Below are 16,254 nucleotides of genomic sequence, written 5' to 3'. Positions count from 1 at the left end.
CGCCATACACTTGGCCGATGGACCTGGGTAAAGCCCTGTCAGACCTGGCCCTCACGCCGCTCCGGATCGCCAGCGCCGGCCTCGAGATCGCCGGCGGCGCGCTGTCGAGCGTGCAACACGCGCTCGGCGACACCACCCCGGGCTCGCCCGTCATGTCCATGCTCGGCCTCGACGACACGCTGAGCCGGGCCGGCCGCCTCACCCGACTGGTCGACGACGACGCTCCGCTGGGCCGGGCGCTGGCACCGGGCGGCGTGCTCGATCGGTTGCTCCGTCCGGGTGGCCTGGTGGATCAGATCAGCCAGGACGGAGGCATCCTCGACCGCCTGACCGCCGAGGGCGGTGCCGTGACACGGGCACTGGCACCAGGCGGTGTCATCGACCAGTTGACTCTCGACGGTGGCCTGTTGGACCGATTGACATCCGACGACGGCGCGTTGTCCCGAGTGCTCGCTCCCGGCGGCTTCGCCGAACAGGTGCTCGCCCCCGACGGTGTCGTGGACCGGGTACTCAGCGAGGACGGCATCGCCGCCCGCCTGATCGCGAAGGGCGGCCCGGCCGACCGCGTCCTCGCCGACGGCGGTGTGGTGGACCGCGTACTGTCTGCCGACGGCATCCTGGACCGGGTCCTCGCCCCAGGCGGCGTGGCTGACCGCGGACTCGCCGAAGGCGGCGTCGTGGAACAGATGCTCGCCGACGGCGGCCTGGTGGACCGGGTCCTTCGACCGGAAGGCATCGCCGATCGATTGGTCGGCGAAGGTGGTATCGCCGACCGGCTGTTGGCCGACAACGGCGTGGTCGACCGGGTCCTGCGCACCGACGGCATCGCCGATCGCCTGCTCGGCGATGGTGGGCCGGTCGACAAGATGCTCGCCGACGGCGGCCTGGTGGACCGACTGCTCAGCGAGGGCGGTATCGCCGAACGGCTGCTCGACGAGGGCGGCGCGATCGATGTCCTCACCGCACCCGACGGTGCCCTGATGAAGTTGAACGACGTCGTCGACAACCTCAACCAACTGGCACCCGTACTCGCCGGGCTCGCCCCGACCGTCGACAAGCTGTACGACGCGGTACTCGTCCTCAACGATGCGGTGAATCCGCTGAGCAACATCGCCGGGCGAATCCCACTGAGCCGCCAGCGCGGCAAGCGTGCCACCCGGGCAGCCGCCGCGCGGCAGGTCATCGACGAGAACGGCCAGCACCAGCCGGGATCCGGCCACTGACTCTGACGGGTTAGGATTCGGGGCGGTTTCGAACGTTTTCGGGCCACATGCCTCCCTAGCTCAGTGGTAGAGCACCGCTCTTGTAAAGCGGATGTCGTCGGTTCAATCCCGACGGGGGGCTCCAAATAGGTAGCGACCAATTGTCGGTGGCTCGTCGTAACGTCGCGCTATGAGGTCATGCCTTGGTTGTGGCACTCCGCTCGTGAGGCGCAGCCAGAAGAGCTACTGCGGTAATGCGTGCCAAGCTTCAGCACGCCGCGATGCGAGCACTAAACAGTGGCTCGAAACGGGTGTCGGGCGCATCGACAGCCACCAAGGCCATTACATCCGGGACTACCTTCTCGGCGCTCAATCCGGCTGCTGCGCGATCTGCGGCGGAGACACGACCTGGCACGACCTGCCGCTGGCGTTGGTACTGGACCACATCGACGGCAACCCGACGAACAACCGCCGGGAGAACCTGCGGCTGATCTGTCCGAACTGTGACTCGCAGCTGCCGACGTACAAGAGTCGCAACCGCGGCAACGGTCGCCACTTCCGTCGCGAGCGTTACGCCAATGGGCAGTCGTACTAGGGCAGACGAACTTCCGCCATGCCGGTCGACTCTCCCTACTGCCGGGTGAAGCGCCCGATCCAGGCCAGCGCAAGGCTGACGACGAACAGCATCGGAGCGCCGATCTGCACCACCTCCAACTGCCAGGGGCTGACGGCCGTGAGCATCCCCAGGACCACCGCGACAATGACAATCACAAGCCGCACCGCCAGCAGCGGCCGGCTTTTCAGGGCCGACACCAAGGTCCGGCGCCCGACGGTGACCACCAGCTTTCCCAGCGCGGCGCCGAGGGCGACGGTCGCCACACCGATCCCGACCCGCGGTGCCACACCCAGTGTGTTGCCCGGAGCTGCCGTGACGAGCAGCAGCCACAGCAGGAACAGCACTCCGGCAGTGCACCACCGCAGCCACCGGGCCATCGCGAGCGCGATGTTGCGGCGTGCCAAACCGCCGAGGGCGGGGTCGAGCGTGCCGGCGCCGAGAAAACCCCGCAGCGCACCCAATATCCGTCCCCGCGCCATCCGATTGACCGCCAGGTTGTGCGTCGCTATCGCATGATCGGGTTGCAGCCGGAGTGCTGCGGTGTATTCGGCATCGGATTCGGCGGTTCTGGACAACTTCCGAAAGATGTTCCCGCGCAGGACAAACAGGTCAGGATCCGAGGGCTCCAGACGGATCGCTTCGGTGACCTCGGTCAGCGCGGCATCCAGCCAGCCTTCATCCGACAGGATCTGGGCATACACCAAGTGGGTCCGGTACTCGTTCGGGTTGCCACAGACCGCTCGCCAGGCCATCCACTTCGCCTCGTGCAGCCGCCCCTGTCCACGAAGCGCCAAGGCGTACAAGCGAATCGCGTGCTCATTGTCAGGGGCAGATTTCAACGCCGCATAGAGCCGGCGCTCGGCGCCGATGTAGTCTTCGAGCCCGATGGCGGCCTGGGCGTCGAAGATGAGCAACGCCGGATCATCCGGCGCCATCGACAGCGCGTGGGCCAGCACCTCGCGGGCGCGCTGATGGTTGTCGACGTCGAGGTATACCCGCGCCTGCTGCAGCGCGGCGTCGACAGCGTCGGCTGTCACCGAATCTTGTTGCGGCGCAGGTACTTCGCCAGGTCGTCGTAGGTGCCGTCCCGATTGCCGAATTCGACGACGTTGCGCGCGGTATCGAACCACGGACCGGTCGACGGGTGAACCTGACGCAGCGCCGCCTCCACGTCGGACATTCGCACCGGCCGTACCTGCCCGGTGTGCAGCGAGTCGGCCATCGCCAATTGCGTTGCGGTGTCACAGACATGAGCCAGATCTGCGCCGGAGAACCCCGCCGTACGAGCCGCGAGCGCGGACAGGTCGATCCCCTCGATCGGGCGATCCTGCAGATGCAGCCGCCCGATACTGGCCCGGGCCGCGGTGTCGGGTAACCCGACGAAAACCATCCGGTCGAACCGTCCCGGTCGGCGCAGCGCCGCATCGACATCCCATGGCGCGTTCGTGGCGCCCAGGATGTAGACCCCGTCGTTGCTGGCCGAGGCCGAATCCAGTTCCTCCAGCAGGGTATTGACGATGGTCCGGATGCCGGACGTGCCACTCAACGCGGATCGCCGATGGCCCAGTGCGTCGACCTCATCGAAGAACAGCACGCACGGCGCGTTACGCCGCGCGGTGTCGAAGACCGAGCGGATGCTGCGCTCGCTCTCACCGAACCAGCGGTGCAACACGTCGGCGATGCCGACCTGATAGAAGTTCGCGCCCAGCTCGCCCGATACGGCCTTGGCGATGAACGACTTCCCACACCCTGGCGGGCCGTAGAGCAGCAGGCCGCCGCGAGCCGACATTTTGTAGGCCTTCATCAGCTCGGGGTTCCGAAGCGGCCCGAGCAGCGAGAGCTCCAGCTGTTTCTTGACGGCGTCCATGCCACCGACGTCGGCGAGCCGCACCCCACTGCGCGTGACCGCCTCGAAGTCGTCCTCTCCCACTGCCTGCGCGGGTTCATCGACAAAAGCAGGCTTGACGATGTCGGATACCTGGTCTTCGGCAGCCTCCCAGTCGAACGATGACTTCGGTTGCGGGACTTCAGGTTCCGGTACCGGGACCGGGGTGGCGAGTGCCGCAGTGCATTGCTGCAACAACCTCTGCGCCGTGGCGTCGGTCGGGTCGGCCGCCAGTACCGCACCGCAGTGCGCCAATGCCTCGGCGTGCCGCCCCCGCTCGGCCAGCAGTTCCGCCAGGTGCAGGCGTAGGGCCAGCGCGTCCGGACTCTGCTCGACCGCTTGAACCAACTGCGCGATCACCGGATCGTCGGTCATTCCATCCCCCTTGCCCAAGCCGGCCTCAATCCTAGGTCGGCAGTCCCGTCAGCTGCCCGGTCACCGAGGCCCGTACCATCCGGCCGCAAGCCAATGCTGCCCGCCGATCGCGAGCGCGATCGTGACCAGCAACGCCACCACCACCGGCCACCAGCGGGCCGCACGCCGCCACAGCCGGTCGCCCGGCTCACCGTCCCCCACGCACGACTCCCTCTGAATACGTTCCGCAAGGTGTAGTCGGCTGACCGGTGGTCAACCGAACGCCACCCGGCAGTGATCTGGCACACGGCGAAGGCCGGGCGCCCAGGGGACCTACGATTTTGGTTGTGACACTGCGTGACCGCGTAGCCGCTGCTCGACGCCGCGTACTCGGCGACCGGCCGTCCACCGCCGATACCGCGGGGCTGCCCGTCATCACGCCGCTGCAGCCCATCGACCAGAGCGACGAACATGCCGTCACCGAGGTCGTGGAGCTGGCGATGAACGTCGGCGAGGTGCTGCTGGATTCCGGCACCGGCGCCATCGACACCAGCAAGCAGATCGCGTTCGTCGCCGCCACCTACGGCCTGACCGACTGCGCCGTGGACGTCACCTACAACGCCATCCACGTCTCCGCCCGCCGGGGTCCCGGCCTGCCGCCCACCAATTACATGCGCACGGTGAAGTACCGGTCGCTGGACTACACCCGGCTCGAACAGGTGGACGTCCTGATCCGCCGGATCGGCCGCGGGCACCTCGGCCTGGGGCCCGCCCGCGCGGCGTTGGACTACATCGTCGCCGCCGATCATCCGTATTCGCGCAAGGTCGCGCTGTCCGGGTGGGCGCTGATGGCCGCCGCGGTGACACTGATGCTCGGCGGCAGCCCCACGCTCGCAGTCGTCTCATTCATCACCACCGCCGCCATCTACGGAACCAACGTCGCGCTCGGCAAGCTGGGCCTGCCGTACTTCTTCCAGCAGGTGATGGGCGGGTTCATGGCGACGGTGCCGGCGGCGTTCGTCTACAAGCTGGCCATCGAGCACAGCGCCGTCGTCGCGCCGTACCGCATGATCGTGTCGGGCATCATCGTGCTCATGGCGGGGCTGTCGCTTGTCGGTTCGGTGCAGGACGCCATCACCGGCGCGCCCGTCACAGCCGCTGGGCGATTCATCGAAGTCATGGTCTACACCGCGGGCCTGGTCGGTGGTGTCGGCATCGCGCTGCGGCTCACCGCCGCCCTCGGCGCGGGCCTGCCGCCGATGCAGCAGGAAGTGCTGCCCTACGCACCGCTGCCGGTCATGGTGCTCACCGGCGGGCTCGCGTCGGCAGCCTTCGCCCTCGCCAGCTATGCCTCGCTCAAAGCGCTGACCACCTCGTTCGCCTCGGGCGCTGTTGGTGCGGGCCTGGTCGGGACGATCCTGAACGCCGGGCTCGGGCCGATCGTCGCCTCGGCCACCGCCGCGACGGTCGTCGGCCTCGCCGGTGGCATGTTGGCCCGGCGCGCGGTGGTGCCGCCCATCATCGTGGCCGTCGCCGGCATCACCCCGCTGGTGCCCGGTCTCGCGGTGTATCGCGGGCTGTCGGAGATCATGGCCGGCCAGACGGTGGCGGCCATCTCCAATCTGTTCACCGCCGTCATGGTCGGGTGCACACTGGCCGCCGGGGTGACACTCGGCGAATGGGTGGCGCGCACCCTGCGCCGTCCGCGCCTTCCGCGCCGACTGCTCGGGTCGCGCGTAGCGTAGAGCGCCATGTCCGAGACCGGAATCTGGATCGCCTGGGGCCTGCCCACCCAGGGCCGTGAACTCCAAGCCCTCGCCGCCCTGCGCAATGCGCGGGGATACCTGCAGGCACTCGTCGACGACGGGCGGATCGAAGAGTTCGACATCACGATCCTGCGCCCGCAGACCACGGAGTTGGGCGGCTTCGTCCACATCAAGGGCACGCGCGTGCAGATCGACATCCTGCGCCGCACCGGGGATTTCGAGCGCTGGGCCACCGGCATCCAGCTGGTCGCGGGCCGGGTGGCTTTCGTCGACAGCTGGGTCGACCGGGGCATCGACCACGCCATCGAGTTGTACGAGGATGCGCTGCGCGAGGCCGGCCTGACCAACTGACGGTATCGGAACAAAAACAACCTGCCGAAACGCTTCCGCGGCGCGTTCCGATGTTGTTCCATAGATTAGTTAGCTGGAGTAACAGGGGAGGCACCATGGGCGCCACCAGATATGTCGGCCGGGCCGGTCGGCTCGCCTTCGCACTCGGTATCGGAACCGCGATCGCATCCGGGCAGGGCACCGCATGGGCCGACCCGTCCGGGCAATCCGGCAGCAGCGCGCCCTCGGGTCCGGCGGCGTCCTCGCCGGCCTCCACAGGAGGCGAAAACGCCGCTACGTCGGGCACTTCCGGAACCGGCACCAAGCCACCGCACAGCAAGCCCCAACCGAAAAAGGACGACCCGAAACCTGGGTCGTCGGCGACGGGGACCGCCGGCGACGCGACTGATCCGTCCGACGCGGACACCAAGACGGAAACGAAGACCGAAACCAAGACGGACAAGCCTCCGACCAAGGGCCGCGACCGCGGCAACCTGCAGAGGAACAGCGGCGCCGTCGACCCCGCGAAGCCGCCGACCGTCACTCCCCCGAAAACCCCGAGACTCACACCGCTGACCGTCTCCGCTACGCCCGTCAAGCCGCTCGCCACCCAACCGACCACGACGCCCACCCCGGTCAGCGTGGCCGCCGTCGCACCGACGGCCTTGAAGATCACCACCAGCGCGGTCACGACCTCGCCGACGCCTGTCGCCGCGACGACGAACGTGATCACCCCGACCGTCACCGCTCCGGCCGTCACAGCACTGAACCCGGTGGCCGCCGTCGTGAATGCCGTGGCCGGCGTGCTGAATTGGGCCTTCAATCCGAATGGCAGCCCGGCACAGCCGACCCTGGCCTGGACGGTACTGGCCTTCGCCCGCCGAGAATTCGACAACCTGCTGACGGCGATCAAGCCGCAGAACGCCGCGGCCGCTCTGGTCACCACGAGCCAACCACTGACCGCCACCGCGGTGGTGGCGGCGGCGACAGTGAGCAACCCACAACCGGCCTTCCCCACTCCCGGCCAGCAGATCAGCGCCTCGACGACCTTCGTCAACTGGGTCACCGGCAACTTCGACCCCAACAACACGTACACGCGGTTCGGGGTCTGGGGCACCGACGTCGGCACCATGTGGGACAACGGGATTCCCGACAATCCGAGCACCCCGATCAACGAGCACCAGGTATTGATGGCGTTCGGCGACACCTTCAGCGGGCCCAACATGACCGGCAACTGGCTGAACAACATTCTGTTCCGCACCTCGAACACCGACCTTTCCAAAGGCATTTCGATCCCGGACGGCCAGTGGTTGAACGGCAACATGTTCGGCGGCACTCCGCTGTCGTCACCGACAACGGCACGCCAGATCATCCTGCCCTCTGGCCTCCCCGCCGGACTGCCCTCCGGAGTGACGCTGATCCCGACCTCGGGCATCTCGCTGCCGACACCGGGCACCCAATTCGGTGCCACGCAGTATCTGAGCTTCATGTCGGTCAAGCAGTGGGGCGCGCCCGGTCAATGGACCACCAATTACTCGGCAATGGCTTACTCGACCGACAACGGGGAGAACTGGACCATCGCGCCGCAGAGCGTGCGGCAGAACTGGGGCGGTAACGCCAATTTCCAGCAGGCGGCGCTGCTGCGTCCCGGAGACGGCTACGTCTACTCGTACGGCACACCGAACGGTCGAGGTGGCGCGGCTTACGTGTCCCGCGTGAGCGAAACCGACATCCTCGACGCCTCCAAATACCAGTACTACAACAAGGGCAACCCCGGCTGGTTCTTCGGCCTCGGCGCCGTCAAAGCCGGCTGGTACAACGACCCGTCGATGGCCACCCCCGTCTTCGGCCAGAGCACCGGTGCGTGCGGAATCGCCCAGGCGGGCAACAACGTCGGCGAGATGTCCGTCCAGTACAACAAGACGCTGAACAAGTACGTGACCCTCTACGCCGACCAGTTCAACAACGTCGTGATGAGCACGTCGGACACTCCGCAGGGCACCTGGTCGCAGGCGAAAGTCCTGATGCCGCAGCAGAATGGCGGCATCTACGCACCGATGATGGACCCCTGGTCGCCCTCGACCCTGGGCACCGGCACCGACCTGTACTGGAATCTGTCATTGTGGAGTGAGTACAACGTCATGCTGATGAAGACCGATCTCACCAAGGTGTAGCCGTGATCCGCGTGCCTCTCCTGACCGCTGTCGCCGTCGTCCTGGCGACAGCGATGGCACCGTTGTGTGCGGCTGATCCCGTTGCACCACAACAGGATCAGTTGTGTCCGCCGACGGCCGACGAAGCGACCACCATGCCGACGACTCCGGCACCCGTATCGGGGGCCAACACGCCGCTGCAGTGCCGTCAAGGCCGCTGGCAGCCGGTCGCGCTACCTGCCGAACCCAGTGACCGGTGGTGGAGTACCGGCCCGGCCATCGCGCTGCACGGCCAGGGCATGCGCAATCCGAACCTGATGTCCGGCACATGGAGTGGTACCCCGCTGTCCCCTGGGAACCAGTGCCATGTGACCCAGCGCGTGGTGGTCAGCGCCGGCGTGGTCAGCGCACCCGCGGCGACCGACGGCGCGCCTGATGAGACCATCCACTTCGACGTCGCGCCGACCGCATCCTCGGTCGAGTTCTCCGGTTACTGCCTCTGGACGCGAGTCGGCTGAGTCGTCAGACTACGGCGTCATCTCGTACCGACCCGCCAGATCTCGCACGGTACGGACCATGCGCTCGTAGCGCTCCGGATCGTCCACCGGGTCGGCGATCAGATCAAGCGCCAGCTTCTTCTGCGCGGCAGTCGCGCTGGTCTTGCAATGCAGCGTGGTGGCGTGCCGCGAGAAGTCGGTGACCAGGACCTCGAAGAGCTGGTCCAGCACGTCGTCGTCGGTCCCGTCGATGGCGGCCTGTTCGAGGATCAGCTGCGCGTAGGGCAGCAGAGTGAAGAGCTCACCGATGGCGAACAGGAAGTCGATGTCGTCCTGCTGGGCCGCGGTTGGCGTGGCGGCCGCGAGGAGAGTCTGGAAACCGTTGGCCTGCTTGAGGAAGACCGCCACATTCGGCAGATGCGCGAATTCCTGAAGGATGGCGCGCCAGTCGGCGAACGCGACCCGGCTCAGGCCACGGCTGGGGCCCTGCGCGAACAGGAAGTCGTCGTTGGTGAAGTCGCGGCGGCGACGCACCCGTGGCAGCGCAGTGCTGCGCAATGCCCTCGGGGCCTTCGGAATCCGTGCGATCTGCGGCACCACTGCCGAGCCTGCCGCCCGCAGGCCTGTAGCTACGGCCCGCGTCGCCGCGTTCGGCGAGTACTCCACGGGCAGCTGCTGCAGCACCAGCAGACCGGCGTCGGCGGGACGGAACATGAAGTTCTGCATGAACTTCAGCGACAGCGCCATGTTGACGTGGACGGTGCCCTCGAGGCGGGGCAGGCCGACCGAACCCAGCAGCGCCATCGGGAAGAACATGTCGTTCTCGAAACCCCGCGCGGCGATGGTGTCCGAGAGCAGCGTGACGATCTTCTCGCCCTCGCGGGTGACGGTCATCTTCTCGATGGCATTGAACAGCAGGTATCGCCGATCATTCGGCGATGCCGACCGCATGTAGTCGATGGCGCGCTCGCTGTAGAGCTTCATGCCCGCCAGCCGGGCGTAGGCCTCGGTGAGCATGCGGCGAATCTGCGGGAACTCGGTGACGTGCTGCCCGAACAGGATTCGATTCTCCGCGTGCGTGACAGCCTCGTACATGGCGTGCTCACAGGTGCCCATGGCACCGAACCCGAGGTTGAACTTGCCGATGTTGACGGTGTTGATCGCGGCGTGGAACGCGCCCTTACCGGCGTGCAGGATGTCGTCTTCGGAAACGGCATAGTTGTCCAGGTCGAAAGCCGCTACGTACATCTGGCCGTTGACGACATTCTTGCGCAGCTTGTAGTCGGAGTGCTGACTGTCGACCGCGAAGAAGAGATACCCCTCGAAATCCTCGTCGGGCTTGCCACCGTCCAGCGCGGTCGAGCTGTCCAGGATCGGTTTGTCGGCGCGGCGGCCGAACACCGAGACCATGCGGGCGAGATTGCCGTTGCCGATGTAGTACTTGCCGCCGTTCGCGCGGTAGGCGTCCGCCGAGTTGTCAGAGCTAGGCGTCAGCACCATGTCCGTGGAGTACACGTCGGCGCCGTGTTCCTTTTCTGACAGGCCGAACGCGAAGATCTCTCCGGCCTCGAGAAGCTCGGCGGCGCGCTTGCGGGCTGCGGTGTTCGACGACTGCCAGATGGGGCCCAGCCCCAGGATGGTGACCTGCCAGACGTACCAGTACTGCATGCCGTAGAAACCCAGAATCTCGCTGAACATCGCGTTGCGCGCGGTATCCCAGCGCTTGTCGGGGTCACCGCCCGCCTCCGACGCGGGGGTCAGGAACGTCGCGAAAACCCTTTCCTTCTTGAGGAATTCGATAAATTCCGCATACCAGACGCGGTCGCGATCCTGCTGCGTGAGCCAGGCCTTGCCGTGGCTTTCGAAGAACTCGATGGTCGCAGAGAAGATCTGCTGGGTCCGCTCGTCGAAGTCGGCGAAGTCCGGCTTGCGCGGGTTGAGCATGGTCATGTGGGCAAATCCTACAGAGATGAAGCAAAATTATTCAAACAAGAATAATCGTGCTACGTTCGGTGGCGTGAGCACCGATGCCGTCGCACCACCCCGGGAGCGGGCAGCCCATTTGGGCCCGGAGCGGCGCCGGCCGCAGATCCTCGATGCCGCGCTGCAGATCGCGGCGGAGTCGGGCACCGCGGCGGTGACCATCGGCGCCGTGGCCAAACATCTCGGCGTCACCCGGCCGGTGATCTACTCGTGCTTCCGCGACCGGGTGGAACTCCTTGCCGCACTGCTGGACCGGGAAGGCGAATCCCTGCGGGAGACGCTGCTTCAGGCACTGCACACCGGCCGTGGCGACGACCCGGAGACCGCCTTCATCGACGGGTACCGCGCGCTCTTGCACGCCGTCGAGAACCAGCCGGACACCTGGCGGTTCGTGTACCTGGCGCACGTGGACCCGGCGGTCGCAGACATGGTCGCCGAGACCCGCCGGGCACTCACCGCGAGTTCCTCGCGGTGGATCGCACCGGCGTTGACCACGTGGTGGCAGACCACCGACCTCAACCGCAAGATGCCGATATTGACCGAACTGTTCGTCTCCTCCAGCGAGGCCGCGGTCCGGTCCCTCCTCGACCCGGAAAACGACTGGGACGCAGACAGTCTCGGCGAGTTCTACGGACGACTCATGTGCCGCGCATTCGCCGCGGCCTAGCAACCAAGGGAGCAATCGTCGTGACGCAGCCAGTACAGCCCCTCGCCGACTACGGATTCTTCGGCCCCGACTCGGTCACCTGGAAGGTGTGGGGACACACCACCACCGCGGTCACCGGCCTACAGCGTGCCGTCGTGGTCGAGGAACTCGACCCGTCCCTGATCGCCGCGGTCGACGCCACCCAGGCCAACTACGACCGGCCCCGCACCCGCTATGACCGTACGGTTCGCTACTTCGCGACCGTCGCGTTCGGCGACAGCGAGTCCGTGGTCAAAGCCGCCGACGTATTGGTCAAGGTCCACTCCAAAGCCATTGGCACCGAACCGGTCAGCGGCAACAAGTACGACGCCAACGACCCGCACTCGCAACTGTGGATTCTGCTGACGGGGTGGCATTCCGTGCTGACCGCCTACGAACTGTACGGCGGCGGCAAGCTCACCCCGGAAGAAGAGAACCAGTACTGGGAAGAGTGCGCCATCGCCGCCGAGTTCCAGACCTGCGACCCGGCCGACGTGCCGCGTACCAGCGCCGGCGTCCGAGCGTACTTCGATGCGATGCGCCCCCACCTCGCGGTCAGTGAGGCCGCCCGCAGCATGATGGACCACCTGCTCAACGCCAAGGTGGTGCTGCCGCCGGCGCCGCTGCCGCTGCGGCCCGCCGTCGAGTTCATCAACCTGGTCCTGCGCGCGGGCGCCATCGCGACCATGCCCCGCTGGATGCGCAAGCTCAGCGGTTTCGATCAGCCGCGCGCGGTCGACATTGCCGTACGTCCGCTGCTGAAGCTGGGCTACGGGATCGTCGACGCCAATCCGCGGCTGAAATTGGCTGTGGCACATCTGATCGCACCGTCGGTAGCCCCCGTGGCCGCACCGTACATCCTGGGCGTCGCACCCGCGTCGGATGAGGTGCTCACGCCGCAAGAGGCGCGTAACCGGTACGGCTACCCGAAACCTGCTGACGCACACCATGATCTGCGCGCCAAGCAGCAGCAACGTGTCTTCGGCGAAGGCCGAGAGCCCAGCGACGAGGGGCTGATCGAATCGCAGGCGTACCTCGGAAGCCTGGCCTAACCCGCCAGCAGTTCGGCGACGAGTTCTCTCACCCGTTCCGCCGGGACGCTCGCCGCACTGTGCCGGGTGCTCGATCCGAACTGCTGCTGACGCCGCTCAGCTGGGTAGCGGCAACCCGAGCGCCGTCGCGAGAACGCCGGCCACGGCCGCCAGCAGCAACGTGACCACCACGTTTAGTCGGCTGAATACAGCAACCACCGCGACGGCCAGCACCACGTACTGCCACGCCTGACTGATCGACATGGCCAACGGCACCGCCGAGCCTAGGATCGCTCCGATGGCGGCCGGGCCCGCACCGTCGAGGAACGCCCGCACGTAACCGTTGCCACGAATCCGGTCGAAATGCTTGGCGCCCAACAAGATGAACAGGAACGACGGGCTGAATGCCACCACCGAGGCCAGCACCCCGCCGACCAGGCCCGCGGCGGCATAGCCGACGACGGCGACGGTCTGGACCACCGGCCCCGGCGTGATCTGGCCCAGCGCAACTGCATTGAGGAACTGTGGCCCCGTCATCCAGTGGTATTGGTCGACAGCGTCACCCTGCATGAGCGGAATGATGACGAAGCCGCCACCGTACGACAACGCGCCGACTTTCAATGCCACCCAGCACAGCGAACCCAATGTGCCCAGCGTCAGCGACTGGAATGCCAGCAGCGGCATGCTGCGTGCACCGGATCGGGGCAGCGTCGTCGTCCGCACCAATTCGATTACGCCACAAGCCAGCAGCACCACCACCAGCCATGGGCCCAGCACGGCCGCGGCGATCGCCCCCAGCACCAGATACACCGACCAGCGGACGGCGCTGCTGCGCCGCCGCCAGCTCGCGGGGATCAGCGCGGCTCCCGCATGCACCGCGACGGCCGCCACGGCGGCACCCGCACCCGCACCGGCCGCCAGGACCCACCGCGGCGGCGTATCAGCCAGGAACAGCGCCGCCAGCGCGAGGATGACGATCAGCCCCGGCACGATGAACGCGATGCCACCGACCAGCGCACCCAGCCGGCCACGTACCCGCCAGGCGCAGTAGATCGACAGCTGCGTCGACGCCGGCCCCGGCAACAGGTTGCAGGTCGCGATGGCGTCTTCGAATTCGGTGGCACCGATCCAGCGGCGCCGCTCCACACACAGACTGCGCAGCAGCTTGATGTGCGTGGGCGGCCCACCGAAACCGATGAACCCGATAATGCCCCACTCCCGCAGGACGGTGCCCAGTGGCACTCGGGGCGAAACATCGTCTGCCGGTGCGGTCACGACCAATCATCTTGGTGCTAGGGACACGTCACGTCCATCTCAAAGGGCTCACTCACCTGCCGCGGCGACCGCGGATCACTCAAGTCGCTGCCGGTGGCGGTGCCTTTGATGGTGTACGACCTGCCCCGCACCGCGGCTGCGGCGTTGTTGGCCTCACCGGGCTCGGAGTCGGTGTAGCCCAACGCAACGCCATCCACCGTGCCGAGCCCGACGGTGCGCACCTGTGGCGGATTGCTCGTGGTCACCACGGCACCGACCCCTCTGGACACGTCACCGATCCCGATCGTGACATAGTCACCGGCCTGGTGGCAGGTCACTCCGCCCCTGACGGCACGGGGCTGCCCGTCGACGAAAACCTGCGGCATCCGCATTTCCGAATCCGGCGAGCCGACATTCGCTTCGCCGGATTCATTCGTCGAACAGGCGGCCAGCCCTACGGCCACCACACAGATCACGACACTCTTGCGCACCAACGTTGTCCTCCTTCGGTTCCGGGATATCTGGCGGCACAAAGCCAGGGGTTACCCAGTGCGAAGGGGATCAATCGTCAGCGGCGAAGAGCTATGCGCAAACGGTGACGTAACCCAGTGGTCCGGTCACGCACGGCGGGGTGATGTAAACGCTCGGACCGTCCCAGCCGGGACCGCCGCGCCACCCGGGACCACCCCAACCCCGGCCCGGATGGCCACCCCAATCGTCATCGCCGTGGCCCCAGCCACGATCCATCGGGATGACAGCCGGATCATTCACCGGCGCCGCTGCGGAAATGCCCGCGCCGAAACCCAAAAACGCAGCTCCAAGGCTTGCTGCAAGTGCTGTAGTCGACGCAATCTTCTTGAACGTGGCCATAGCCAACCTCCGAAATAACACAATCAAATAAGCAATAAACGCCTTCGGAGTATAGGACGCTGACGGATCTGAATAAATTCCTGGGCTCGCCAATGAGCGACTCCGCCCCGGATCGACAGGCCTCGCGTAGCCTGTCAGCAAATCGACTTTGTACGAGGGATCCGGATGAAGCGCACACGCACGGCAGCTCTGCTCGCGGCGGTCTCGTCGGCGGTCACCATCGTGATGGCGGTGCCCGCCCACGCCGACGATCAGGTCGACCCCATGTTCCTGCAAGCCCTGCACGACAAGGGCTTCATCATGCCGAACAACACCGCCCTCAAGCTCGCGCACGGCACCTGCACCGCCATGCGAAGCGGCGGCGTCAACTCGGCGCTGACCTACCTCAAGAAGAACGCCGGCAACATGTCCAACGACGACGCCGTCAAGTTCGGCGGGCTGGCCATCTACGCCTACTGCCGGGAGCTGGCGCCCAAGTAATCAGGACTCGGCCGGTGCGTCAGCAGTCAACACGTGGGCCGCCTCCATCAGCATCCAGCCGGCCACCTGCACCGAGAGGTCCCGTTCTGGGATATCTGATGAATTGACCGCGCCGTCAACGGATTTCGCCTTCTCGCCGGTGTCCTTCGGCAACTCGGCAGCCCGGTTCCAGAACGCGCCGAACAGCGGGATGCCGTTGACCGACTGCCGGTAGTCCCATGCCGACTCTGCCGAGTTGAGCACCAGCTCGCGGGCAGTGGCCCTGGCCGCTTCGTCGTCCTCGGTGTCCCCGGGCAGCGTGGCGGCCACCAACGTCAGGTAGCGGGCCAGGATGGCACCGAACAGACCACCGTCGCCGCCACCGGCGCCCCGGATCACACCGTCCTCGACCATGTGGTCCTTGACTGCCGCCACCAGCCGACGCACCCGCTCGGCATGCCGTGAATCCCCGGTTCGCACGGCCAGTTCCACTTCCAGTCCCAGCACCACGCCCTGGCAGTAGGTGTACTGGGCACGCACCATCGAGCCGGCCTTGATGCCGTCGAACACCAGGTGCGTATCAGGGTCGATGAGCGTGTCGTCGATCCAGTCGGACATCTGCTGCGCCCGCCGCAGCCGGTCGTGGCGGGCCAGGAAGATGCCGGCCGGGCCGTTGGCGGGGGCGTTGAAGAACTGATCCTGTTTGCGCCACGGGATGCCGCCGCCGTCCTCGGGCACCCAGGCGTTCAGGAACTGGTCGGCAAACGTCTTGAGCGCCTTGGGCCGCGCCACGCCGGCCAGCCGGCCCGAGCGCTCCAGGGCCAGCGCCATCCACGCCATGTCGTCGTAGTAGTTGTTGGTCCAGGGCCCGTTGTTACGCAGCCGATGTCCGCGGATTTGACGGCTGATGCGGTCCAGGCGGTACTCCTGCGGGTCGCGCAGCTGCGCATCGATCATGCAGTCGAGCAGGTGCGCCTGCCACCAGTAATCCCAGCTCTTGAACAGCCGGTCGGCCCGCGTCGACGGCCAGGCCACCACGCCCAGCTGGGTTCCGGGTATGCCCCAGAGCCGCCGGATATGCCGATTGAACACAGCCGTTTCGGCGCTGGCCGCACGGTTCGCCCAAACCGCATCCCCGTCGCTCCGCTCCACCGGACGCTGATCCATGC

General features: G+C 66.7%; 16 protein-coding genes and 1 tRNA gene. 10 read left to right on the top strand and 7 right to left on the bottom strand.

Going from position 1 to position 16,254, the window contains the following annotated elements:
• Positions 1-17: 17 nt before the first annotated feature.
• The 3 genes from AC3WTE_RS03015 (at position 18) to AC3WTE_RS03005 (ending at position 1,797) form a co-directional block, all read left to right on the top strand.
• Complete coding sequence (locus AC3WTE_RS03015; protein ID WP_492435552.1) at positions 18-1,223, top strand: hypothetical protein; 1,206 nt, start codon at positions 18-20, stop codon at positions 1,221-1,223.
• A gap of 49 nt (positions 1,224-1,272) precedes the next feature.
• Positions 1,273-1,347, top strand: a tRNA-Thr gene (locus AC3WTE_RS03010).
• Between the two features lie 45 nt (positions 1,348-1,392).
• Entirely contained in the window at positions 1,393-1,797 is a 405-nt protein-coding gene (locus tag AC3WTE_RS03005) for an HNH endonuclease (protein WP_492435551.1), read from the top strand.
• A gap of 35 nt (positions 1,798-1,832) precedes the next feature.
• On the opposite strand, the gene AC3WTE_RS03000 is transcribed toward AC3WTE_RS03005, so the two are convergent.
• From AC3WTE_RS03000 to AC3WTE_RS02990, 3 genes are read right to left on the bottom strand one after another with little or no spacing between them, the layout of a single operon-like run.
• Positions 1,833-2,855, bottom strand: coding sequence for a tetratricopeptide repeat protein (locus AC3WTE_RS03000; RefSeq protein WP_492435549.1), 1,023 nt, complete (start codon positions 2,853-2,855; stop codon positions 1,833-1,835).
• Positions 2,852-4,078, bottom strand: coding sequence for an AAA family ATPase (locus AC3WTE_RS02995; protein ID WP_492435548.1), 1,227 nt, complete (start codon positions 4,076-4,078; stop codon positions 2,852-2,854). The genes AC3WTE_RS03000 and AC3WTE_RS02995 overlap by 4 nt, the downstream gene beginning before the upstream one ends.
• A gap of 60 nt (positions 4,079-4,138) precedes the next feature.
• A complete protein-coding gene (locus AC3WTE_RS02990) occupies positions 4,139-4,279 on the bottom strand; it encodes a hypothetical protein (RefSeq protein ID WP_492435547.1) in 141 nt (46 codons plus the stop codon).
• Between the two features lie 125 nt (positions 4,280-4,404).
• Here AC3WTE_RS02990 and AC3WTE_RS02985 point away from each other — a divergent pair, with 125 nt between their 5' ends.
• The 4 genes from AC3WTE_RS02985 (at position 4,405) to AC3WTE_RS02970 (ending at position 8,824) form a co-directional block, all read left to right on the top strand.
• On the top strand, positions 4,405-5,802 hold the full coding sequence (locus tag AC3WTE_RS02985) for a threonine/serine exporter family protein (protein ID WP_459368086.1): 1,398 nt from the start codon (positions 4,405-4,407) through the stop codon (positions 5,800-5,802).
• A 6-nt stretch (positions 5,803-5,808) separates the two neighbouring features.
• Complete coding sequence (locus tag AC3WTE_RS02980) at positions 5,809-6,174, top strand: hypothetical protein (protein ID WP_138228426.1); 366 nt, start codon at positions 5,809-5,811, stop codon at positions 6,172-6,174.
• A gap of 95 nt (positions 6,175-6,269) precedes the next feature.
• Positions 6,270-8,327 (top strand): glycoside hydrolase family 183 protein, encoded by a 2,058-nt coding sequence (locus AC3WTE_RS02975; RefSeq protein ID WP_492435545.1) that lies wholly within the window; start codon positions 6,270-6,272, stop codon positions 8,325-8,327.
• A 2-nt stretch (positions 8,328-8,329) separates the two neighbouring features.
• Positions 8,330-8,824: a hypothetical protein gene (locus AC3WTE_RS02970; protein ID WP_492435543.1), complete on the top strand. Its 495-nt coding sequence runs from the start codon at positions 8,330-8,332 to the stop codon at positions 8,822-8,824.
• Positions 8,825-8,833: 9 nt separating this feature from the next.
• On the opposite strand, the gene AC3WTE_RS02965 is transcribed toward AC3WTE_RS02970, so the two are convergent.
• Positions 8,834-10,753 (bottom strand): acyl-CoA dehydrogenase family protein, encoded by a 1,920-nt coding sequence (locus AC3WTE_RS02965; protein WP_492435542.1) that lies wholly within the window; start codon positions 10,751-10,753, stop codon positions 8,834-8,836.
• Positions 10,754-10,820: 67 nt separating this feature from the next.
• On the opposite strand from AC3WTE_RS02965, the gene AC3WTE_RS02960 reads away from it, so the two are divergent.
• Positions 10,821-11,453 carry a TetR/AcrR family transcriptional regulator gene (locus AC3WTE_RS02960; protein ID WP_492435540.1) on the top strand — a complete coding sequence of 211 codons (633 nt, stop codon included), beginning with the start codon at positions 10,821-10,823 and terminating at the stop codon, positions 11,451-11,453.
• A 20-nt stretch (positions 11,454-11,473) separates the two neighbouring features.
• Entirely contained in the window at positions 11,474-12,523 is a 1,050-nt protein-coding gene (locus tag AC3WTE_RS02955) for an oxygenase MpaB family protein (RefSeq protein WP_492435539.1), read from the top strand.
• Between the two features lie 96 nt (positions 12,524-12,619).
• On the opposite strand, the gene chrA is transcribed toward AC3WTE_RS02955, so the two are convergent.
• Positions 12,620-13,777 carry a chromate efflux transporter gene (chrA, locus tag AC3WTE_RS02950; RefSeq protein ID WP_492435537.1) on the bottom strand — a complete coding sequence of 386 codons (1,158 nt, stop codon included), beginning with the start codon at positions 13,775-13,777 and terminating at the stop codon, positions 12,620-12,622.
• A 17-nt stretch (positions 13,778-13,794) separates the two neighbouring features.
• Positions 13,795-14,247: a lipoprotein LpqH gene (locus AC3WTE_RS02945; RefSeq protein WP_492435535.1), complete on the bottom strand. Its 453-nt coding sequence runs from the start codon at positions 14,245-14,247 to the stop codon at positions 13,795-13,797.
• A gap of 544 nt (positions 14,248-14,791) precedes the next feature.
• On the opposite strand from AC3WTE_RS02945, the gene AC3WTE_RS02940 reads away from it, so the two are divergent.
• Positions 14,792-15,106 (top strand): DUF732 domain-containing protein, encoded by a 315-nt coding sequence (locus tag AC3WTE_RS02940; RefSeq protein ID WP_459368077.1) that lies wholly within the window; start codon positions 14,792-14,794, stop codon positions 15,104-15,106.
• On the opposite strand, the gene AC3WTE_RS02935 is transcribed toward AC3WTE_RS02940, so the two are convergent.
• Positions 15,107-16,252 carry a glycoside hydrolase family 76 protein gene (locus tag AC3WTE_RS02935; RefSeq protein WP_492435533.1) on the bottom strand — a complete coding sequence of 382 codons (1,146 nt, stop codon included), beginning with the start codon at positions 16,250-16,252 and terminating at the stop codon, positions 15,107-15,109.
• Positions 16,253-16,254: the final 2 nt, after the last annotated feature.

It is taken from the genome of Mycobacterium sp. FW102-FHT13B02, from assembly GCF_058790275.1.
The sequence above is the reverse complement of the archived record's forward strand: the minus strand, read 5'-3'. Positions and strand labels throughout refer to the sequence as shown.

Excerpts from the sequence above, each read along its gene's own strand:
- AC3WTE_RS03015 (WP_492435552.1), top strand. The coding sequence starts at position 18 with ATGGACCTGGGTAAAGCCCTGTCAGACCTGGCCCTCACGCCGCTCCGG.
- AC3WTE_RS03005 (WP_492435551.1), top strand. The coding sequence starts at position 1,393 with ATGAGGTCATGCCTTGGTTGTGGCACTCCGCTCGTGAGGCGCAGCCAG.
- AC3WTE_RS02995 (WP_492435548.1), bottom strand. The coding sequence starts at position 4,078 with ATGACCGACGATCCGGTGATCGCGCAGTTGGTTCAAGCGGTCGAGCAG.
- AC3WTE_RS02980 (WP_138228426.1), top strand. The coding sequence starts at position 5,809 with ATGTCCGAGACCGGAATCTGGATCGCCTGGGGCCTGCCCACCCAGGGC.
- AC3WTE_RS02975 (WP_492435545.1), top strand. The coding sequence starts at position 6,270 with ATGGGCGCCACCAGATATGTCGGCCGGGCCGGTCGGCTCGCCTTCGCA.
- AC3WTE_RS02965 (WP_492435542.1), bottom strand. The coding sequence starts at position 10,753 with ATGACCATGCTCAACCCGCGCAAGCCGGACTTCGCCGACTTCGACGAG.
- AC3WTE_RS02940 (WP_459368077.1), top strand. The coding sequence starts at position 14,792 with ATGAAGCGCACACGCACGGCAGCTCTGCTCGCGGCGGTCTCGTCGGCG.
- AC3WTE_RS02935 (WP_492435533.1), bottom strand. The coding sequence starts at position 16,252 with ATGGATCAGCGTCCGGTGGAGCGGAGCGACGGGGATGCGGTTTGGGCG.